The sequence below is a fragment of the Methylocapsa polymorpha genome (genome assembly GCF_045689225.1).
GTDB classification, from domain to species: domain Bacteria; phylum Pseudomonadota; class Alphaproteobacteria; order Rhizobiales; family Beijerinckiaceae; genus Methylocapsa; species Methylocapsa polymorpha.
Map to the genome: position 1 here is coordinate 418,660 of NZ_CP136862.1, position 21,817 is coordinate 440,476.

A 21,817-nucleotide genomic window follows, 5' to 3' on the forward strand; every position below is an offset into this window, starting at 1 on the left:
CGGCATGGCGCCGCGGGTCACAGCGGGCCGACCCGAACCGCTCGGCGCGGAGCCCGACGCGTTCGGGCTCAACATCGCTGTGGCCTCCACAAGCGCGGAGGCAATTTTCCTGTGCCTCTTCGATGATGACGACCGCGAATATGCGCGGGTTCGCCTGCCCGGACGAACCGGCAATGTCTTCCACGGTCATCTCAGCGGCGTCGGCGCCGGAGCGCGCTATGGGCTGCGCGCGCAGGGCCGCTTCGATCCCGCCGCCGGGCATCGCTTCAATCCGGCGAAATTGCTGGTCGATCCCTATGCGACAAGGATCGACCGGCCGTTCAGGCTCGACGCATCCTTGTTTGATGCGCGCGCCCACGGCGCGGCCTCTGATGAGATCGACAGCGCGCCCTTCCTTGCGAAGGCGATCGTTGAAGCGCCAGACCCGTTCCGGGCGCCGCGCCGGACTTGCGTCGCCTGGCGCGACCTCGTCATCTATGAGATGCATGTGCGCGGCTTCACCCGCCGCCGCGAGGACATTCCGGAAGCTATTCGCGGAACTTTCGCCGGGCTCGCGCACCCGGCCTCGATTGGCTATCTGACGCGGCTTGGCGTCACGGCCGTCGAGCTTCTCCCCATCGCCGCCTTCATTGACGAGCGGCATCTGCCGCCGCTCGGGCTCACCAATTATTGGGGCTATAATCCAATCGCCCTGCTCGCCCCCGATCCTCGGCTTGCGCCCGGCGGCTGGGCCGAGATTCGCCAGGCGGTAGAAGCGCTGCAGGCGGCTGGGATCGCCGTGATCCTCGATGTTGTATTGAACCATACCGGCGAAAGCGACAAGCTCGGTCCAACCGTCTCGCTTCGCGGCCTCGATAACGCCGGCTACTACCGCCTCAAGCCGGACGACAAGGCGCGCTATGTCAACGACGCCGGCTGCGGCAATGTCCTCGCGCTCGAACGCCCGCTGACGCTCCGCCTCGCCCTCGATGCGTTGCGAATATGCGCCATGCGTGGCGGCGTAGACGGCTTTCGCTATGATCTCGCAACAACGCTCGGCCGGCGCGCCGGCTTTGATCAAGACCACCCGCTCTTCGCCGCGATCGCGCAGGACCCATGGCTCAGGGATCTCATCCATATCGCCGAGCCCTGGGACCTCGGCCCCGGCGGATATAGGCTAGGCGCTTTTCCATCATATTGGGGCGAATGGAACGACCGCGCGCGCGACGATTTCCGGCGGTTCTGGCGCGGCGACAAAGGTCTCGTAGGCGCGCTCGCGACGCGGCTCGCGGGATCGGCGGATATTTTTGCCGCACGACATAGACCGCTTTCGCGCTCGATCAACTTCATCGCCGCGCATGACGGCTTCACCCTCGCCGATCTCGTCGCCTACACGGTCAAGCGCAACGAGACGAATGGAGAAGACAACAAGGACGGGACAAACGACAATCTCTCATGGAATTGCGGCGTCGAAGGCCCGACCCTTGACGCCGATGTGACGGCGAGACGCGGCGGCGACATTCGCGCCCTTCTTGCAACCCTTTTCGCCGCACGCGGTACGCCAATGCTGGCGATGGGCGACGAGCTCGGCCGATCGCAACAGGGCAACAACAACGCCTATGCACAGGATAATGAACGCGCCTGGATCGATTGGGCCGCCGCCGATGCAAGGCTTACAAATTTTGTCGCGAGATTGATCCGCCTGCGCCGCGCGACGGGCGCTCTCAATGCGGAAACCCCGCTCGCAGGCGCGCCTGTCGACGCGTCTGGCGTTCCGGACGTGGAATGGCTGACGGCGGAGGGCCGTCCCTTCGCCGCCAAGGACTGGGAAGATCCGGACGCCAGGGCGCTCGTCGCATCGTTTTACGATCCAGGTGATGCGAACCCCGCCGACGGGCGCGGACCGAGCCGCGCGGCCGTGCTGATCAATGGCGCGGAGAGCGCGATCGACGTGCGCCTTCCAGATCCGAGAGACGGCCATGCGTGGGGCGTCGAGATCGCGTCCGCCGACCCCGACCGCGCGCCAGGCTTGTTCGATGGCGACCGCTTCGCCCTCGCCAGCCGATCCGTTGCGATCCTCGTGGAGCGTCCCCTCCCCGCCGATCCGCGCCGCCGATCCGGCGTCGCCGACCACGTGCTGGACGCGCTCTGTGAAGCGGCGGGGGTCTCGCCGCATTGGTTCGATGTCAAGGGCGCGCGCCATGAGGTCGCTCTCGATACGAAGCGGGCGCTGCTCGCCTCCCTGGGCCTTGCAGCCACATCGACCTCGGAGGTCCGCGCCGGCCTCGTGGCGCTCGCAGAAGAGCGCGAGCTGCGGCCGCTCCCGATCGCCGCCACGCTCCGTCGTGGCGAGGAGCAAAGGCTTCGCCTTGGCGGCGCGCTCGCCGATCTCGAACGCCGCATGGCGCTGACGATCACGATCGAGGACGGCGCGACTCACCGGATCGAAATTGCGCCCGACGACGGCAGGCGAAGAGAAATCGCCGCCGCCGACGGACGCAAGGCGCATGTCCGAGAAATTCTTCTTCCTGATTTGCCGCTTGGGCGTCACCGAGTTCTGTCGGAAGAGGCTCCCGAAAGTCCCGGCCATCTGGCCGTTGTTCCCGGCGCGGCCTTCCTGCCGAAGGCGCTACAGGCTGGCGCCCACGCTTATGGCGTAGCGGCGCAACTCTATGCGCTGCGGCGCGGCTCCGGCGATCAAGGCGTTGGGGATTTTACGACTTTGCGGCGGCTTGCCGAGGAAGCCGCGGCGGCCGGCGCCGCAACGGTCGGCGTCAATCCCTTCCATGCGCTGTTCCTGAGCGACCCCGAGCGGGCCAGCCCCTATCACCCGTCCGATCGCCGCTTTCTTGATCCGCTCGTCATCGACGCCTTCGGCCTGCCGGAGGCCCTCTTGACCGAGAGCGTTCGCGCGATGATCGAGCGGATGAGGCCCGAAGCGGCGCGGCTTTCGGCGCCGCAGCTCGTCGATCATCCGGCCGTCGCCGGGCTCAAAACCCAACTCTTCAGAGCGGCCCATGCGGCGTTCCGCGATCTCCTCCAGGACAGGCCGGATGATCCGCTCGCCGCCGACCATGCCGCCTTTGTCCGCGCCGGCGGCGAGACTTTGCGGCGCTTCGCGATCTTCACGGCTATAGAGGAAAGTTTTGGCGGCGCCCTCAGCAAATTCCCAGAAGCGCTGCGATCGCCCGATAGACCCGAGGTCGCCGCCTTCGCCATGGCTCGTGCGGAGGCTGTCGCCCGCGCCACCTTCCTGCAATGGCTCGCCGACCGGCAGTTCGCCGCCGCCGCCAAAGCTGCGCGCGAGCGCGGCCTCGGGCTCGGATTCTATCGCGATCTCGCTGTCGGCTGCGCGCCTGACGGAGTGGAAGCCTGGGCCGAACAGGAGCGGCTGATGCAAGGCGTCTCGATCGGCGCGCCTCCCGACCTTCTCGGCCCGAACGGACAGGTATGGGGCCTGCCGCCCTATGATCCGCGCGCGCTGGCGCAAGAAGGCTTTGCTGGCTTTGGCCGGTTGATCGCAGCGAACATGGCCCATGCAGGCCTTCTCAGGATCGACCATGTGATGGGCCTCAAGCGGCTTTTCCTCGTCCCTGAGGGCGCGAAGGCGTCGGAGGGCGCCTATCTCGCCTGCCCATTCGAGGATCTTCTCGGCCAGGTCGCGCTCGAAAGCTGGCGGGCCGAGACGGCCGTCGTCGGCGAGGATCTCGGCACCGTTCCAGAGGGCCTGCGGGAGAGGCTCGCCGCGGCGCAGATCCTCTCCTACCGGGTGCTGCGCTTTGAGCGCGACGGCGCGGCCTTCCGGCCGCCGGAGCGCTATCCGAGCCTCGCCGTCGCCTGCGTCGCCACCCATGATCTGGCGACGCTCGCGGGCTGGTGGGAGGGGACGGATCTCACTGAGGCGGCGCAGCTGGGCTTGCTTCGGGATGAGCCCGCTGCTGTTGCAGCCCGCGCCGATGAGAAGATCGCGCTGATCGACTCCCTCTCTGAAGCTAGCATTCTAACACAGGGGCTTGATCCGATGGCTCCTTTGAGCGACGCCGGCGCCGCCGCCATACACGCCTATGTCGCGCGCTCGAACGCCGTCCTCGCCCTGGTCCAGGTCGATGATCTCGCCCTGGAGACAGTTCAAGTCAATATGCCCGGCACCGACCGCGAGCGCCCTAACTGGCGGCGTAAAATCCGCGCTCCTGTCGAAATGCTGTTCGCGCTTCCCTCCGCCAAGGCAATCCTCGCCGAGATCCGGCGCTGGCGCGACTAGACCAGCCAGTAGGACAGGCGCGTCAGTTCGCCGCCGGCCGGCGCAGATCAAGCGTCAGCGGAAATTCGGCGGAGCGTTCCTCGGCCGGCGTCGCAAAGGGTCCGGGCGTGTGGCCAAACTCCTGGAATCGAGCGAGCCGGCGCGCTTCGGCCTCGTAAGAGTTGACCGGAAAAGTATCGTAATTGCGCCCGCCGGGATGCGCGACATGATAGACGCAGCCGCCGAGCGAGCGGCCATTCCAGGTGTCGACAAGATCGAAGGTCAAAGGCGCATGAGCCGGGATCGTCGGATGCAGGCCTTGGGCCGGCTGCCAGGCCTTGAACCGGACGCCTGCGACCGCTTCGCCGGAAGCGCCTGTCGCCGTCATAGGCATGCGGCGGCCGTTGCAGGCGACGATGTGGCGGCCCTCGACAAAACCATTCGCCTTCACCTGCAGGCGCTCGACCGAGGAATCAACATAGCGCACCGTGCCGCCGATCGCGCCTTGCTCGCCGAGCACATGCCACGGTTCGAGCGCTTGGCGCACTTCGAGCCGCACGCCGCCATGCTCGACGACGCCATAGAGCGGAAAGCGGAATTCGCTTTGCGCTTCGAACCAGAGCGGATCGAACACATAGCCGACGCGCCTTAGATCATCGAGGACGCCAAGAAAATCCTCCCAGATGAAATGCGGCAGCATGAAGCGGTCGTGCAGCGCCGTGCCCCAGCGGATCAGATTGCCTTGCTGCGGTTCGCTCCAGAACCAGGCGACGAGCGCGCGCAGCAAAAGTTGCTGCGCGAGGCTCATGCGCGCGTCAGGCGGCATCTCGAAGGATCGAAATTCGAGAAGCCCGAGGCGCCCGGTCGGACCGTCGGGCGAATAGAGCTTGTCGATGCAGATTTCCGAGCGATGCGTATTGCCGGTCACGTCGACCAGAAGATTGCGGAACAAGCGGTCCACGGTCCACAAGGGCGCCGGCTGGCCCGGGGCCGGAACATTCGCCAATGCGATTTCAAGCTCGTAGAGCTGGTCGTGCCGCGCTTCGTCGACGCGCGGCGCCTGGCTGGTCGGCCCGACGAAGAGACCTGAGAAGAGATAGGACAAGGACGGACGGCGCTGCCAATAGAGCACCAGGCTCTTCAAAAGGTCCGGCCGCCTGAGAAAAGGAGAATCGGCCGGCGTCGCGCCGCCGAGGACGACATGATTGCCGCCGCCGGTGCCGGTGTGGCGTCCGTCGATCATGAATTTATCGGCGCCGAGCCGAACCTGACGGGCGTCCTCATAAAGACCCTTTGTCGTCAGGACCGCCGCCCGCCAGCTCGCCGCCGGATGCACATTGACCTCGATGACGCCGGGGTCTGGCGTGACCTTGATGACGTTGATCCGCGAATCAGGCGGCGGCGGATAGCCTTCGATATGGACGCGCGCGCCGGCGGCCTCGGCGCTCGCTTCGACCGCGGCGAGGAGCTCGAGGTAATCCTCCAATGTCTCCACTGGCGGCATGAACACGCAAATGACGCCATCGCGCGGCTCGACCGAAAGCGCCGTGCGCACGGCGCCCTCGATCGCCTCTTGTTCGATGCGCTCCTGCCGCGCGGTCGCTGGGGCCGGCGACCGCTCGAAGTGCTGGGCGATCTCATGCGCAAGGGGCAAAGGCTGACGCTCTTCAAGCGGATCTTGGGCGACGACATAGGGATAAGACGCAGGCGGAACCCAAGGCAGGGACGATAAAGGCAGCCGATAGCCAACCGGCGAATCGCCTGGAACGAGAAAGAGCTTCCCGCGCCGCAATGTCCATTTCTCGCTGACCCAACGCAAGCCCGGCTCGCCGCTCGCCTCCGCGTTCCAGCGCTGCACCGGCAGGACGTAGCCGGAGGGCTTTGTAAGGCCGCGCGCGAATGTGCGGATCATGCGGTTGCGCTCTTCCGCATCCTCCAGCTTCGGATCGAGCGGATCGGCGTTCTCGGGCAGATTGCCTTCCTTGAGGAGCCAAGTCGCAGGATCTTCATAAGCCGGGTGCACATATTCAGCGCCCACCCCGAGACGATCGGCTATGCCCGCCGCAAGGCGCTCGGCCTGCGCCCGATGGCCTTCGTCGAGCGCCGCATCGCCAAGCGCCGCTGCTTCATGTTCGATCGCCCTGCTCTCGCCCACGTCAGCTATGAGATCGGGGTTTTTCCAGATTGGTTCGCCATCCTTGCGCCAATAGACCGCAAATCCCCAACGCGGCAGGCTCTCGCCCGGATACCATTTGCCCTGACCGTAGTGAAGCATGCCGCCCGGCGCGAAACGCGTCCGCAAGCGGCGTATCAATTTATCCGCGAGCGCCCGTTTCGTCGGCCCGACGGCTGCGGTGTTCCACTCTTCCGCCTCGAAATCATCGATCGAGACGAAGGTGGGTTCGCCGCCCATCGTCAGGCGGACATCCTGCGCGACGAGATCCGCGTCGACCCTTTCGCCGAGCGCGTCGAGCTTTTCCCAGGCGGCGTCAGAGAAAGGCAAGGTGATGCGCGGCGCCTCGGCGACGCGGGTGACGCGCATGTCGAAATGGAAGTCGACATTGGCCGGCTCGACGACGCCGGAAATCGGAGCGGCGGATTGATAGTGCGGGGTCGCCGCGACCGGCAGATGGCCCTCGCCGCAAAACAGGCCAGAGGTTGCGTCCAATCCGATCCAGCCGGCGCCGGGCAGATAGACCTCCGCCCAGGCGTGAAGATCGGTAAAATCGTGCTGCGTGCCTTTCGGCCCTTCGAGCGGCTCTATGTCGGCGCGCAATTGGATGAGATAGCCGGAGACGAACCGCGCCGCGAGGCCAAGGCGGCGCAGAATTTGGACGAGCAGCCAAGCGGAATCGCGGCAGGACCCGGATGAGAGCTCCAGGGTTTCCTCCGGCGTCTGAACGCCGGGCTCCATCCGGATCACATAGCGAATCGCCTGCTGAAGCTTGGCGAGAAGCTCGACGAGAAAGGTGACGCTATGGATCGGCTCCTTGGGCAGCGCCGAGATATAGGCGGCGAGGCGCGGACCAAGGGGTTCGACATCGAGATAAGGCGCAAGCTCGGTCTTGAGCCCGGGCTCGTAAGCGAAGGGAAACTGTTCGGCATAGGGTTCTATGAAGAAGTCGAACGGGTTGATGACCGCGAGCGCGGCGGTCAAATCGACCTCGATCTTCAGTTCCGTCACTCTCTCGGGAAAGACGAAGCGCGCCTGCCAATTGCCGTGCGGGTCCTGCTGCCAATTCACGAAATGGTTCGCGGGCGTGAGCTTGAGCGAATAGCCGAGGACCTTGGTCCGGCAATGGGGGGCCGGACGCAAGCGGATCGTCTGCGGCCCGAGCATGACGGGCCGATCATATTTATAGTGGGTGACGTGATGAATCGCGGCGGAGATTGTCACTGATCATGGTCCCAATGCCGGAGCCGCTCCGGCGAGCCCCGGCGGAGCGCATCGAGACTCGAAGTCCCCTATAGGACAGCGCGGGCAGCGCAATCAATCGCACAGACTTAAGGAAGGCCAAAGTGTCTTTCGTTGCATTGACCCGGCTAAAGGCGATTTTAGCGCAGGGAGCCCGCCTCTAGCGCTCGAAAGGCGACCGCGCCGCTAAGGCGACCTTTGTTGATCACGTTGATTTCAGGCCGTTTCGCAAAAGCTTTCGTCTGAACCGCTAGGAATTCAAGCCAAGCTTGATTAAAATCAATGACAATGCTCTTCCTCAAGGACGCACGCCGGAGGATTCATGGCTGATCAGCCTCACGAAAGCGAGCATGTCCGTTACGCTATCGAAGCAGCCGGGATCGGCACTTGGGACTGGGACATCGAACGCAACTCGATTGCCTGCTCGGAAATCTGCGCCAAGTTCTTCAACCTCGCCCCTGGCGCGGAGCTGACCTACCAGGCTTTTGACTCCCTCGTCCATCCGGACGACCGTCAGCGGGTGGGTTTGGCGGTCGCGACGGCCATGGAGCACGGCGGCTTTGACGTCGATTACCGCGTCGCGCCGCCGAAAGGGCGCGTCCGATGGCTGCATACGAAAGGCTGGATTTTCCGCGATCCGGACGCCGGTCCAAAACGAATGAGCGGCGTCACCATCGATATTGATGAACGCAAGCGGATGGAGGGAGAGCTGCGCGCCCGCAAGGAGCACCTCCAGCTGTTGCTCAACACCGTGCCGGACGCAATGATCGTGATCGACGAGGACGGCGTCATACAGTCTTTCAATGCGGCGGCGGAGCGCCTCTTCGATTATTTGGCCGCAGAGGCGATAGGCCGAAACGTCCGTATTCTGATGCCGCCGCCCGATCACGACCGACACGACGACTTTCTCGCGCGCTATCGCGAGACTGGAGAGCCGCGCATCATCGGCGTCGGACGCGTCGTCACAGGCCAACGCAAGGACGGCTCGACATTTCCGATGCGCCTGTCGATCGGAGAAATGCGGTCGGGGAAGCGCCGCTACTTCACCGGGTTCATCCGCGACCTGACTGAACGGCAGGAAACTCAAGCCCAGCTGCACGAACTTCAATCAAAGCTCATCCATGTGTCGCGTCTCAGCGCGCTCGGGGAGATGGCGTCGAGCCTCGCGCACGAGCTGAACCAGCCCCTCGCAGCCATCAACAACTATATCAAAGGCTGCCAGCGCCTGCTTCAGAGCGACGAGAGCCGGCACGGACCGGTGATCCGGGATGCTCTCGACAAGGCCGCGGCGCAAGCTCTGCGCGCCGGCGAAATCATCCGCAGGATGCGCGATTTCGTCACACGAAAAGAAGCGGACAAGTCGAACCAGCGGATCAGCCGGCTGATCGAGGAGGCGAGCGCCCTCGCGCTGGTGGGCGCCAGAGAGCAAGGCGTCATGGTGCGCCTCCTGATCGATCACGCAGTCGATTCCGTTCTCGTCGACGGCGTGCAAATCCAGCAGGTCCTGGTCAATCTCATTCGAAACGCCCTCGAAGCCATGGAGGCGTCGACGCGGCGCGAGCTCGTCGTATCCGCTACGCCCTTGCCGGACGGCATGGTCGAAATCATGGTGTCGGACACCGGTCACGGCGTATTGCTGGAAGTGCTGCCAAGGCTCTTCGAGCCTTTCGTGACCAGCAAGGAGACCGGCATGGGGGTCGGGCTATCGATCAGCAAGGCGATTATCGAAGCCCATGGCGGTCGTCTCTGGATGGAGGCGAACCCCGTCGGCGGAACCGTGTTTCGGTTCACGATTCCAGCGGCGGCGAAGGAGGCGAAGAGCGATGCTCTCTAGCAACGGCTCCGGCAGCATCGTGCATGTCATAGACGACGATCCCGCCTTGCGCGACTCGCTTGGCTTCCTCCTCGGATCGGCCGGTTTTTCGGTGCGCCTGTTCGAGTCCGCCGAGGCCTTTCTGGACGTTCTTTCGTCCGTCGTCGGTGGATGCGTCATCACCGATGTTCGGATGCAGGGATTGGACGGCGTCGAGCTCGTGCGTCGCCTTCGCTCAGCGAATCATGCGATCCCGGTGATTGTCATAACGGGACATGGCGACGTGCCCCTCGCGGTCGCGGCGATGAAACTCGGCGCGACCGATTTCATGGAAAAGCCTTTCGATGGCGACGCTCTGGTCGCCGCGGTGAGTTTGGCCCTCGCGCGGGACGCCCAATCCTTCGCAGACGCGCCCCCCTTCGCGGAGGCGCGCTCCTTCCCGGCGAACACGTTGAGCGAAGAGATGACATCGAGACTGGCGTCTTTGAGCCAGCGTGAATCGCAAGTCCTTGTAGGACTCATGAACGGCCGCACCAACAAGGAAATCGCGCGCGAGCTCGATCTCAGCTCGCGCACAGTCGAGGTCTATCGCGCCAAGCTGATGACAAAGATGAAAGCGCAGAGCATTTCAGAACTGGTGCGCTTCGCAATCAAGGCGGGCCTGTCCGCCGTCTGAACTTCGCGCCGCCTTCCTCCCCTTCGATGGATGTTGAAGACCAGCCGATTCCCAATGCGTGTAGAACGCGCAAATCCGCATAACAGCACTCGCAACCTGTCTCAGCTTGCTCAATCGCCGTTCTGCTTCAACAGATGCTTTTCGATCTCATAGACCGGCAAATGCGTCAGATCGCGATCGACTTCGGCGCGAACCGCCGATCTCACGGTGGCCGAACTGCTCTTCCTGATCAATCCAAGGGCATGCGCCGGCGCCACGATGATGAGACCCTTCGTCTCTCCGCTCGCCACCAGTTCATGCAGCCGCTCGGTCAAGCCGGCGATAAAATGTTTGTCCGCTTCTTCATGCCTATCTGATGGCTCGACCGCGCTTCGACAGCTTGCCGCCGATTGCTGCACCCTGCCGGGCTTATCCGGATTCAAGACACGGTTCGGCGCTTCTTCATGTTCACGGACTTCGCGCGTTTTCAGATTGGGAAAGACTTCATCCCCTTCGTTTGCGAGAAGAAGCGCCTTGCGGGCGTCCGATACGATAATCCAGTCGCCGGCCTGTATCTTCACTTTGGACATCGCAGTCTCCAAATCATCCTGATGAACACATGCATCGCTCAAAAAAGCGATGCATGTAGCCTGGTCTCTTCTCAACCAGCTTTCTTGATCTCGATCTTTTTCGTCACGCGAGGCGCTGGCTTCGGCGCTCTCACCGTGAGAACGCCGTTCGCAATATTGGCCTCGATCGCGGCCGGATCAATACCCGAAGGCAGTTGAATCGCCCGCAAGAAGGAGCCATAGCTTCGCTCCGAGATCCTGTGGTTCTTATCCTTCTCCTCTTTCTCCGACTTCTTTTCGCCCTTGATCGTGAGCACATCGTCGGTGAAATCGATTTGGACGTCTTTCTCTTCAAGACCAGGAAGCTCGACAGTGACCTCGATCGACTTGTCCGTCTCGGCAACATCGATGCGAGGCGTAATATCGCCCAAGCTGGCGCCGTGAAGGCCGCGTCCAAAGTCGTCGAACAGACGATCAATCTCGTTTTGCAGTAGAGAAAACGGATGGGCGGTTCGCGGCTTTCCCGAGCTTGGAATGAGAGATTTGAACGGCATTGTTCGACCTCCATATCTTGACGCAAATCAGGCTCGCGCCGCGGATGAAGGGAGCATCGCGAAGGCTCCGCCGCCTTGATTTCGATCAATGCCGTATGTAATAGGCTGGTATTGCCGTTACACTGGTTTCGGTCGGCTTTGATCGAAATCAAAGCCGCATCGCCTGTCTCGCCGCAGTGTGGCAAGCTGTTCTGGACGGCCAGTTCACCGGTCGAGCGCAGCAAGCGCGCCGGTCTTTCAACGCGGGTTCCTAAATGCTCAAGTCGACTTGCAACGCCTTCGCAGCCGCTCTCGTTTTCATCTGCGTCGCATCCGCGCGAGCGGAAGAAGGAAATCCAGCCCTGGGCCAAAAGCTCGCGCAGGAATGGTGCGCGAAATGTCACGCCATCGGCCTCTACGGCGATAGTCCGCTAAAGGTCGCGCCGCCCTTTCGTGAGTTGCATCAACGCTACAATGTCGAAGATCTTGCGGAATCATTTGCCGAGGGCATCATCGTCGGGCATCCTACAATGCCGGTCTTTCGCTTTGATCCCGACCAGATTCAAAACCTCATCAGATATTTGAAGACGCTCGAACGTTGAATGCAACGCCATGTCCGGCGGCTGCCTTTCGCGATGCGAACTTACTTGAAAAACGCAAGACGCCGCTCATTGCGGCGTCTTGCGTTCAACGTCAATCAACCCAGCGTCAGCCGGTCTTCGACCGACTTCACGCCCGGCGCCGCCCAGGCTGCCCTCTCGGCGAGCCCGCGTTCGTACCAGGCCTTGACCTTGCCCTCGAGAATAACCTTGTTGTCTTCGACGGTGACGTGAATCGAATCGGCCTCGAGCTCGGCGTTGCGCTTCAGCGCGTCGATAATCTTTTTTCTGACGTCAGGCGCGTCGATATGCGGCTTGATCTCGATGAGATTAGTGACTCCGAGGATGCCGCTGAGCTTATGGATCGCCGATTCCGCGGCAATCCTTTGAAACTGCCATTCAACAGCTCCGGTCAACGTCACCCAGCCCCTTTGAACCTTGACGTGAATCGTGTCGGCTGGAACCTGCGTGCTCCAATTCAGGATATTCACCGCGCGTTGTGCGATTTCATCGTCTGACCGCTTAGGCTGGTCGCCATAGCGCACCTCGATCTCCTCGGCGATCGCCTTCACGCCCTTCACGCGCTCGACCGCATGTTCGGCGGCGAGTTTTTCAACATAGCTTCCCACGTGTCCAGTCAGCGTGACCACGCCCTTTTCGACAGCGACGCCAATATTGGCCGCATGAATGCTCGGTTCGAAATCAAGCTCGTCGATAATGAATTGACGCAGAACCTTGTCGTCCATACCGAATCTCCTCAGGCCTCGAACTACAGCGCTGCCTTGCAGCCGCCTATCGGCTATCTTGGCCGAAAATTCCGCCACAATGATTGATTTGGGTCAAGCAGGGCCGTGGCGATCGGCCCGCCTCCCTATGTCGTTTGGGCTGAGACGCGGCGAAATCGCAGCAATGCAAGGCCGAAGAAAAGACTTCCGATAAAGGCGACGGCCAGGAATTCAGGCCAAACCACGTCGAAGCCGGCGCCACGGTAGAGAATCGCCTGGGCGAAGGACACGAAATGCGTCGAGGGCGACACTTGCATGACGATTTGAAGGACCCGCGGCATGCTTTCGAGCGGCGTATTGCTGCCCGAAAGAATGTTCATCGGCGTTGCGACCAGGAGATAGAGGAGGCCGAGTTGCGGCATCGTGCGGGCGACGGTCGCTAGAAAAATGCCGATGGCCGTGGCAAAGAACAAGTAAATCACTACGCCTCCCAGAAAGAGGGGAACCGATCCTGCGACTGGAATCCTGAGAAGGACTTGCACGATCAGACTGAGCGAAAGGCCAACCGCGAGCGTGATCACAAGCCCATTCGCCCAGACTTTTGACATGGCGATTTCAAAAGGCGTCACCGGCATCACGAGCAAATGATCCATGGTTCCGTGCTCCCGCTCACGGATAACGGCTGCGCCCGAAAGGATGATCGCCAACATCGTGACATTGTTGATGATGCCCATGACGCTCGTGAACCACGAAGTTGTGACATTGGGATTGAACGCGACGCGTATGTCGAGACTGACAGGAGATGGCGGCGATCTCTCGGACCGGGAGAGGAAATTGCTGATCTGAGTCGTGAGGATTTGCTGGATATAGCCCGAGCCGAGCCCGGCCTGGACCATCGCGGTCGCATCAACATTGACTTGTATGGCGGGTTGGCGTCCAGCGAGAACATCCCGTTCGAAATGCAGCGGGATATCCAGGATGAACGTGTAGCTCCCATTGTCCATCAGGCGGTTGACGTCGCGCAGAGCGATCGCCTGCGGCTTCCGGAAATAGGGCGGCAGGTAGAAGCCCTCGATGATCAGATGCGACAACAGGGAATTGTCTTCGTCGATGATCGCGATCGACGCATTATTGAGTTCTTGCGACCTGCTTTGCGCCTGTGCGTAGACTGCGAAGGAAAACGTCCAGATGACCAATCCAACCAGGACGTAATCATGCACGAAACTGCGCAGCTCCTTGGTTCCGAGCCAGAAAATATTGGCCAGCGAGCGCATAGGCTCCAACCCTTTCCAGAACATCTTCAGGCGACGCGAGAGCCGGATTGACGCATGAAAATGTGGTCATTCAAAAGTCTGAAGCTCGCTGACGCCATTGTAGAGATATCAGGGAGCCCTAGTTTTCCTGGTTGCGTAGAAAGCAGAGACTCAAAACTATCAGAACCACTGCGAAGATAGCGAGAGCGAGGAGATTTCCAGCAAGAGCCTCAAACCCGAGCCCCTTGGTGAAGGCTCCGACGCTGATCGGCAGGAAATAGGTCATCGGGAATATCCGTCCCATGAAATACGCTACTCCCGCCAGAGAGGACACGGGCGTCATCATGCCGGAAAATTGAAACGCCGGCAGATAGGAGAGGATGGCAGTGCCAAAAAGGGCTGCGATCTGCGTGCTCGCGAAGCACGAGATCATCATGCCGTAGCCGGTGGTCGTCATAACATAAAGCAGAGCGCCAATGAGGAGCGCCGGAAGGCTGCCCTTGAGCGGAACCGCGAAAACGAAAATCGCTATCAGGAAAAGAATCATGAAATTGGTCATGCCGATGGCGATATAGGGGAGCTGCTTTCCGAGGAGGAACTCGATCCGGGTCACAGGCGTGACGTAAAGATTGGTGATCGAACCGAGCTCCTTCTCACGCACGATCGCCAGCGCCATGAGAATCGCCGGAATAAGGATGAGCAGAAACGCTATCGTGCCGGGCACCATCGCGTAAACGCTGTAAAAGTCCTGATTGTAGACCCATCTTGTTTCGATCGTGGCGGGCTCAGCCAGGCTCGGCGACAAGCCCTCCTTCGTCGCGAGATCGGATAGATATTGCTGGTGGATCGCCTGCAAATAGCCACGGATGGTTTCAGCTCGGAACGGCATCGCGCCATCAACCCACGCGCCGACGGATGTGGGAACGCCCTTCCTGATGTTCCGTCCGAAATTCGGAGGGATCTCGACCGCCGCCCTTATATCTGCGCTCTCGAAGCGCCGCTCCAGTTCCGCGTAGTCTTTGATCGGGGCTTTTTCGCTGAAGTAGCGCGAGCCTCGGAGCTCCTCCAGATAGGCGCGGCTCTCCGGCGTGTTGTCATGATCAAGGACGGCGAAAGTCAGATTGTCGACGTCTGTCGAAATTCCCGCTCCCATGACCACCATCAGGAACGCCGTGCCGATGAGCGCAAATCCCAATCGGATCGGATCGCGCAGGAGTTCGAGCCCTTCGCGAATCGTATAGGCGAACATGCGGCGCGGGCTGAACCACGACGCAGATTTTGCCGGCTCGCCCGCGATTGTTTGGTCCGTCCGAAAACTCTGCGCCGTAGCGGCGGCTTCGTCCTTGCCTGCAGCGCGGCGGGCGTCAATCGCCTCCTCCAAATAAGAGACAAAGGCGTCTTCGAGATTGGCGGCTTGACGGGCGTCGATAAGGGCCGCCGGCGTGCCGGTCGCAAGAACGCGGCCCGCGTCCATGAGCGCGATCCGGTCGCAGCGCGCCGCCTCGTTCATGAAATGGGTGGAGATGAAAATCGTCACGCCCTGACTGCGCGACAAATCGATCAAGAGCTCCCAGAACCGGTCCCGCGCCATGGGGTCTACGCCCGAAGTCGGCTCGTCGAGGATCAGCATTTCAGGCCTGTGAACGATCGCGACGGCAAGCGATAGCCGCTGGCGAATCCCCAGCGGCAAATCAGCCGCGTTTTGGTCGAGATAATTGGCGAGGCCGAATTGGCCGACGAGGGCGTCGATCCGCGTCCGCCCTTGCGCCGGCGGCAGATGGAACAGGCGGGCGTGAAGGTCCAAATTTTGCCGGACCGTAAGTTCCGTATAGAGCGAGAATGATTGCGACATATAGCCTACGCGCTTGCGCGCGCTCATGCCGCCCGCCTCAATCGCCTGGCCGAAAAGAAGCGCTTCGCCGGAGGTTGCGGGCAGCAAGCCGGTGAGCATCTTCATTGTCGTCGTCTTGCCGCAGCCGTTCGAGCCCAAAAAGCCGAAGATCTCGCCGCGCTCAATCGTGAAATTCACTCTGTCGACAGCCGTGAAATCGCCGAAACGGCAGGTCAGGTCGCGGGCGACGATAACGGGTTCGCCCGTCGATGGCTGGCGCGGAGGGATGACGAGGGCCGAGCGGCCGCGACGACGCTCAGCCGGAAGCAATGCGATGAAGGCGTCCTCCAGGCTCGATGCTCCGGTTTTCGCCTTGAGATCCTGCGGCGCGCCCGTGGCGATGATTTTGCCGCCGTCCATCGCAACGAGCCAATCGAAGCGCTCGGCTTCCTCCATATAGGCGGTTGCGACCACTATGCTCATGTCCAGGCGCCGCTCCCTGATCCTTTCGATCAGCTCCCAGAATTGCCGCCGCGATAATGGATCCACTCCCGTCGTCGGCTCATCGAGAACAAGCAGGGTCGGATCATGGATAAGGGCGCAACAGAGCCCGAGCTTCTGCCGCATGCCGCCGGAGAGTTTCCCGGCCGGCCGGTCCTTGAATGGCCTCAGGCCGGTGCTCTCGGTCAAATCATCGATGCGGCGCTCGCGCTCCGCCTTCGCCTGTCCGAACAACCGGGCGAAAAAAGCAATATTCTCGCTGACGCTTAGATCGGGATAGAGATTCTTTCCGAGGCCCTGCGGCATATAGGCGATGCGCGAGCAGATTGCGGTCCGGTGGGACGCGTCCGCCATGTCGCCGCCGAGGACTTCGACGGAGCCGGTCTGGATCCGTCGACTGCCCACAATGAGGCTCAACAGGGAAGACTTTCCGACGCCGTCGGGACCAATCAGGGCGATTCTTTTGCCTGCTGGAAGGGCAAGGGAGACTCTTTCGAGGGCGAATTTCCCGCCATAGCGGAGGCTGACCTCTTTCACCCTTGCGACAAAGGGATCGCTAGGAGTCATTGGCTGGCCGGCCTTGCAGCCATGCAGGCCATTCGACCTTCGGATCGACGCGGACATAGGCGTTCCCGGGCAAGCCGGTCCGCAGCGACTCGGCATATTTGACCAAGAGATCGGGATCGATCCGCACCTTGACGCGGAACATCAGTTTGTCGCGCTCGCTTTTCGTTTCGACCGCCTTCGGCGTGAACTGAGCCTGCGTGGCCAGAAACGTCACCTTGGCCCTTATGGGATGGTCCGGATAAGCATCGAGCACGATGCGCGCATCGTTGCCGATCTTGACCCGGCCGGCGTCGAGCGTCGGCAGATAGATGTCCATGTAGACATCAGAGATGTCGAGCATGGTGAAGACCTTGCCTCCCGCCGGGAGCACCTCGCCGGGTTCGGAGATGCGATATTGAAGGCGTCCAGCGCGGGGAGCGATAAGGGTATTGTCGGCGATATTGACCTTATAAAGCTCGACGTCATGCTGCGCCGCGTTCAGGGCATGAGTGGCTTCGACCACATGCGCCTTCGCCGCATTCAATGCCTGTTGGGTTCCATTCAGCGTCTGCAAGCGCTGATCATAAAGTTCCCCGGTGGCATAGCCCCTCTTCAACAGAGCGCTCGTCCGATCGAGCTGCTGTTGCGCCAGGACCATCTGGGTTTGCAGTTGCGCGACATTCGCTTGGGCTTCCTCGACCGCGTGCTCGTCCTGGCGCACCAGCGCTTCGTCTCTTTTGAGCGTGGCCTCGAGATCGCGCGTGTCCATGCGCGCGATGACTTGCCCGGCCTTCACCATGTCGCCTTCATCGACATAGAGTTCGAGGAGGCGGCCGGCGAATTTGGTGTCAATGTCGATTTCCTCGGCGTCGGTGCGGCCATTGCTCCAAACAATGCCAGCCGGCACCGGAGGAAGGCGCGAGCGCCACCAATAAAATCCGCCGGCTCCCCCGCCGCCAATGAGGCAGACGAGAAGCAAAAGACGAAATCCGATTTTCCTCCAGGACTTCTTGCGGACCGGGACTTCATCCACGATCGCGGGCAAGTTTTCGCGTCGCGGCACGAGAGCGGTTGTCGTCGGCGCCGAAGTTTCCGCGCTCTCGTCCCGAGGATCGATGGAAAGCTGAGCGGCGTTTTCGGTAGGACGAATGCTGGTCACGCTTGCCAAATCCCGGACTCGAAATTGCGCGTTTCCATCATTCTACGCGCCAAACCAGCTTCGGGCGAACCACAAACGGCCCGCACGAATGAAAACACGGCGCAGCAAAGGTATGAAATGCCCTTAGAATTTACAATGGGGCGGGTGCTAAGAGCATGTTCTGATCGACTTTTTCGATCAGAACATGCTCCAACTCTTTGAATTTGAGCGATTCCTTTTCGATCAGATGATTCCATCCGATCGGGAGGCGCTCTAGGCGCCCATAGCCTCGAGCATGGCGCGCTTGCGCAAGGTGACATGACGCGCGCCGTCAAGCTCGACCACGCCTTCGCATTGCAGCTCCGAGAAGCTGCGGGACACGGTCTCCAAAGTGAGGCCTAGATAATCGGCGATGTCCCGGCGCAGCATCGGAAGTTCAATCAGCCCGGTGTCGCCGTTTCGGGCGTCCATCTCGAGCAGGAAGGCCGCTAGCCGCTCTCGGGCCGTTTTCCGGCCGAGGAGAAGCATATGATCTTCGGCATGTTGCAAATGGTTGGCCGTCATGAGCCAAAGCTCGCGCGCGGCGTCAAGATTATGGGCGACGACGGCTTCGACTTGACGCCTCTTGAAGACGAGAACCTTGCTGTCAATGACCGCCTCGGCGGTCAAATGGTGGCGCCCGCCGATGTCAAAGCCGAAAAAATCGCCCGCGAGATGAAATTCCCCAATCTGCCGGCGCCCGTCGCGCATCAGCTTATAGGTGCGCACCGCCCCGCTAGCGACCTTATAGACGAACTCGGCGTCCTCGCCCTCGCCGTAAATCTCCTCATCTCTGCCATAGCTCAAGCTCATGCCGGAAAGCTCGGCGGCGCTCGCAAAAAGACCCGTTTCGAATGTCCCGAATTGCGGCCGGCCCGGCACGGGCGTCGAATTCGTCCTGATCGTTTGCATAAGCATGTTGGCGCCTCCTTAACGGTGCCGAAAGCTAGCCTGAGATTGGTCAATCGGACATTCGGGTCGATCCCTTAGGAACCTTCCCATACGTAGAACAACGGAGACGGAAAAACGATCCGGACCGAGGCTGTTTCGCCGCATGCGCCGCCTCCGCGCAGAGGCCGAGCCCGACAGAGCGCTCCGCCCGGCGCCAATCTTGAATGAGGCGCTTTAAGGCGACGAGATAAGGATTTCCGATCGCGGCCAAATGGGATTTCGAAAAGCTCCGCCATGCCGCCGCTTCCGCCGGCTGGAGCAGCCGCATCGGCAATGCTTGATCGCATGCGCCAATGATTCGACACACTTGGGAAATGGCCGTCCGGAATTGAAACTGCGCCATTAAGCTCGCGAGGAGACATCGATGTCGGAGGGGACTTTTATCGTCTTACTGGATCCGGTCCCGAAAAAAGAAGCAGCCTTCCACGAGTGGTATGCCGAATTCTTTGAGCATATCCGAGGCCTCGCCGGGGTGAGATCCGCCCAAAATTTCATGTTCGGCCCGAATCAGATCGACGTCCGGCCGCTGCAGCAATTCCTGGCGCTCTTCGAGCTGGAAGACGTCGAGCCGGTCAGAAACGGCATCGCGGAGAAATATGGCGTCAAGACCAGCAAGGAAGTCCTGCGCCTCCCCGATTGCGTCGATCAAACGACAATCATGCCGACCTTTTACGAGACCATATCCGAGCGCCAAAGCGCGCCCAACGCCCCAGACACGCCCCTGGAGCAACAGAACCTGCTCATTTCGCTGATCAGCGTAGGGCTCGACAAGCAGGCATCCTTCGGCGAAGCCTATGTCGGCGAGCGGCTCGGCGACATGCTGAGCATCCCGGCGCAGATTTCCGGCCAGCTCCACCAAGTCAGCAAGCATCAGATCCAGAACCCAATCTATCCCTTCATCGCGCTCTATCGAAACAGCGACAGCAAGCAGATCCTTTCGGCCTGGCCGGCGCCCGGCACCAATTGGCGCTCGATCGCAGCGGCGCGGGCGCGCGACCCGTCGATCCGGGCGGACGGACGTCTCGCCAGCATGAAGACGCGGGATTTCCTGTTTGAGCCCTATGTCGCGCCGGAAGCGGCGAAGCCCGCTTCTTAGAGCAGGCTCCGAAAAAGTTGACCGACTTTTTCGGAACCTGCTCCAACTCTTTGAATTTGAGCGATTCCTTCCCGATCAGATGAGTCCATCTGATCGGGAAGTGCTCTAGCAATCGTCCAGGCCGAGTGGGAGAGTTCGATCCCCGACGGATGTCGAAGCTCACGCGAACGAACGTCGAATGCGGAAGACACCACGAAGAGGAGCTCCCGTGGCGCCAATGCCGGCCGTTTCGCGAGGGGGAATTCGGCGCGTTTCTTGAATGCGCCAATCCTCGACCAGGCGCCGACAGTTATGACGACAAACGAGATATATGAGGCCAGCCTTTTGAGCGGCGTTTGGCGATATGGGCGTTGATGCGCGCAGCCCTTGAGGCCGCGCTCGAAAAACGCGCCGCCTTGGACGAAAAACGGCAACTCTGAGCAAGTAGAGGCTAAAATGAGTGACAAGGACGCCATCATGAAGGGCTTGATCGAAGGGCTCGTCGGCAAGGCGAAAAACGCCCATCGCGACACCAAGATCACGACGATCGCAGGCTCGACGCACATCATTTCCGGGCATAGCGTCCAAGATCAGGAGATCGCCATCGGCGATGTTTCGGTGTCCTGGACCGACGGCAGCCGCACCTATCTCATTCCTTACTCCTCGATCGATCACATCCTGATGGTCTAGGCGGCGAGCCAAATCCCGCCACGACGCGCCCGCTCATCGGCGAAGACAAAACCTCGTCATGCGTCTACAATTGCCGGGCGCCAGCAGGCGAGCCCCGCCGTCATTGGCGCGTCTTGACCTGCGCCGGCCAAGGGGGGATTCTTGGGCCTCGCTGGAGGTCGGGTTTAGGAAATCCGGCAAAAAATCTAAAATCGGCCAGCTCCCTTGATTGGATCGCAGGCGCCGACATGGAGGACCCGCTTCGGGGGAGCATGAGCATGGCCGAAATCGAGCAGCTGAATAAATTTGTCGAGGGCGGCGAGGATTATGAATTGCGCTCGAACGAAGACGGCTCCGCCTATACGCTCCACTTCAAGTCCGAAAGCCAGATCGTTTCCTTGCAGGGCGAGGATCTCGAATCCTTCTTGAAGGAATATAATCTGATCAAGGTCCAATATCCGCAATATGGGCCCGACCAAAGGCTGGCCCAGATCTGGGATCAGGGCGGCTACAGCTGGCTTGCGGCCGGCCAGGAAAGCGAAGACTAGCTGCGTTTCGGAGACGCCCGCTGCAGCCGCGCATAGATTTATGAATGAGCTTGCAAGGCTGCTGCGGCGCGCCGCGCGATGTCCTCGCGCTTCTTCTGGAAATCCGCCACCGCCTCGCGCAGGCTCGCGACGAGCGCCGGATCGGACGAATCGATCGATCCTCCCTCAAATGGCGGCTTCGGATCATATTCCACCGCAAGCTGCGCCCCCCGCGCGCGGTCCTCGCCTAAAAGGCGGGCAGCCAAGGTCAAAGCGAAATCGATCCCGGAAGTCACGCCCGCGCCGGTCACCCGATTGCGATCGATCACGACGCGCTCAGCGACAGGAATAACGCCGAAATAAGCAAGCTGGTTGAACGAGGCCCAGTGGCAGGTCGCCCGATAGCCAGTGAGGAGCCCGGCGGCGGCGAGCACAAGCGATCCGGTGCAGACCGACGTCACATAGGAGGCTCCCTCCGCCTGCCGCCGCAGGAAGCCGAGGACCTCAGGGTCTTCCATGAGCGCGGCCTGGCCTGGCCCGCCGGGCACGAAGAGAATGTCCGCCTGCGGGCAATCCGAGAGGGTTGTGGTCGGCAGGATCCGAAGACCGCCGGGGTCGCTGGCGACCGGCTCGAGGTCCTTCCAGACGAGATGAATCGTCAGTTCGCTGAACCGTGCGAAGATTTCGAACGGCCCTGTGAGATCGAGCTGGGTCAGCCGCGGGTAAAGAAGCATGACGACATTCATGGCGCGCCTCAGT

The 21,817-nt window shown here is 61.4% G+C and carries 16 protein-coding genes; 7 read left to right on the forward strand and 9 right to left on the reverse strand.

What is annotated here, in order from left to right:
- The first annotated feature begins 4 nt into the window (after positions 1–4).
- Positions 5–4,240: a glycogen debranching protein GlgX gene (glgX, locus tag RZS28_RS02115; RefSeq protein ID WP_407339571.1), complete on the forward strand. Its 4,236-nt coding sequence runs from the start codon at positions 5–7 to the stop codon at positions 4,238–4,240.
- A 22-nt stretch (positions 4,241–4,262) separates the two neighbouring features.
- Here the strand turns inward: glgX and RZS28_RS02120 are convergent, their stop codons facing one another.
- Positions 4,263–7,559 carry a DUF2126 domain-containing protein gene (locus tag RZS28_RS02120; RefSeq protein WP_407341018.1) on the reverse strand — a complete coding sequence of 1,099 codons (3,297 nt, stop codon included), beginning with the start codon at positions 7,557–7,559 and terminating at the stop codon, positions 4,263–4,265.
- Positions 7,560–7,956: 397 nt separating this feature from the next.
- Here RZS28_RS02120 and RZS28_RS02125 point away from each other — a divergent pair, with 397 nt between their 5' ends.
- A complete protein-coding gene (locus RZS28_RS02125) occupies positions 7,957–9,468 on the forward strand; it encodes a PAS domain S-box protein (protein WP_407339572.1) in 1,512 nt (503 codons plus the stop codon).
- Positions 9,458–10,123 (forward strand): response regulator FixJ, encoded by a 666-nt coding sequence (gene fixJ / locus RZS28_RS02130; RefSeq protein WP_407339573.1) that lies wholly within the window; start codon positions 9,458–9,460, stop codon positions 10,121–10,123. The genes RZS28_RS02125 and fixJ overlap by 11 nt, the downstream gene beginning before the upstream one ends.
- Positions 10,124–10,233: 110 nt before the next feature.
- Here the strand turns inward: fixJ and RZS28_RS02135 are convergent, their stop codons facing one another.
- Together RZS28_RS02135 and RZS28_RS02140 are read right to left on the reverse strand one after the other, a co-directional pair.
- Positions 10,234–10,692 (reverse strand): host attachment protein, encoded by a 459-nt coding sequence (locus tag RZS28_RS02135; protein WP_407339574.1) that lies wholly within the window; start codon positions 10,690–10,692, stop codon positions 10,234–10,236.
- Positions 10,693–10,763: 71 nt separating this feature from the next.
- Positions 10,764–11,225 carry an Hsp20/alpha crystallin family protein gene (locus tag RZS28_RS02140; RefSeq protein ID WP_407339575.1) on the reverse strand — a complete coding sequence of 154 codons (462 nt, stop codon included), beginning with the start codon at positions 11,223–11,225 and terminating at the stop codon, positions 10,764–10,766.
- Positions 11,226–11,479: 254 nt separating this feature from the next.
- Between RZS28_RS02140 and RZS28_RS02145 the strand changes: the two genes are divergently transcribed.
- Positions 11,480–11,806, forward strand: a complete 327-nt coding sequence (locus RZS28_RS02145; RefSeq protein ID WP_407339576.1) for a c-type cytochrome — start codon at positions 11,480–11,482, stop codon at positions 11,804–11,806.
- A 95-nt stretch (positions 11,807–11,901) separates the two neighbouring features.
- On the opposite strand, the gene RZS28_RS02150 is transcribed toward RZS28_RS02145, so the two are convergent.
- From RZS28_RS02150 to RZS28_RS02170, 5 genes are all read right to left on the reverse strand, one after another.
- On the reverse strand, positions 11,902–12,549 hold the full coding sequence (locus tag RZS28_RS02150) for a BON domain-containing protein (protein WP_407339577.1): 648 nt from the start codon (positions 12,547–12,549) through the stop codon (positions 11,902–11,904).
- Between the two features lie 125 nt (positions 12,550–12,674).
- Complete coding sequence (locus tag RZS28_RS02155) at positions 12,675–13,802, reverse strand: ABC transporter permease (protein ID WP_407339578.1); 1,128 nt, start codon at positions 13,800–13,802, stop codon at positions 12,675–12,677.
- Between the two features lie 118 nt (positions 13,803–13,920).
- Positions 13,921–16,680, reverse strand: a complete 2,760-nt coding sequence (gene rbbA, locus RZS28_RS02160; protein WP_407339579.1) for a ribosome-associated ATPase/putative transporter RbbA — start codon at positions 16,678–16,680, stop codon at positions 13,921–13,923.
- On the reverse strand, positions 16,670–17,818 hold the full coding sequence (locus tag RZS28_RS02165; protein WP_407339580.1) for an HlyD family secretion protein: 1,149 nt from the start codon (positions 17,816–17,818) through the stop codon (positions 16,670–16,672). Before RZS28_RS02165 ends, rbbA begins: the two co-directional genes overlap by 11 nt.
- Before the next feature lie 252 nt (positions 17,819–18,070).
- Positions 18,071–18,754: a helix-turn-helix domain-containing protein gene (locus RZS28_RS02170; protein ID WP_407339581.1), complete on the reverse strand. Its 684-nt coding sequence runs from the start codon at positions 18,752–18,754 to the stop codon at positions 18,071–18,073.
- Between the two features lie 397 nt (positions 18,755–19,151).
- Between RZS28_RS02170 and RZS28_RS02175 the strand changes: the two genes are divergently transcribed.
- The 3 genes from RZS28_RS02175 to RZS28_RS02185 all read left to right on the forward strand — a co-directional run bounded on the left by RZS28_RS02175 (position 19,152) and on the right by RZS28_RS02185 (position 21,079).
- The gene (locus RZS28_RS02175) at positions 19,152–19,883 is read left to right on the forward strand and encodes a hypothetical protein (RefSeq protein ID WP_407339582.1); all 732 of its coding nucleotides are present in this window, start codon (positions 19,152–19,154) and stop codon (positions 19,881–19,883) included.
- Between the two features lie 435 nt (positions 19,884–20,318).
- A complete protein-coding gene (locus RZS28_RS02180) occupies positions 20,319–20,552 on the forward strand; it encodes a hypothetical protein (RefSeq protein ID WP_407339583.1) in 234 nt (77 codons plus the stop codon).
- Positions 20,553–20,809: 257 nt separating this feature from the next.
- Positions 20,810–21,079 (forward strand): hypothetical protein, encoded by a 270-nt coding sequence (locus RZS28_RS02185; protein ID WP_407339584.1) that lies wholly within the window; start codon positions 20,810–20,812, stop codon positions 21,077–21,079.
- Positions 21,080–21,117: 38 nt separating this feature from the next.
- Here the strand turns inward: RZS28_RS02185 and RZS28_RS02190 are convergent, their stop codons facing one another.
- Positions 21,118–21,804, reverse strand: coding sequence for a DJ-1/PfpI family protein (locus tag RZS28_RS02190; protein WP_407339585.1), 687 nt, complete (start codon positions 21,802–21,804; stop codon positions 21,118–21,120).
- Positions 21,805–21,817 lie beyond the last annotated feature (13 nt).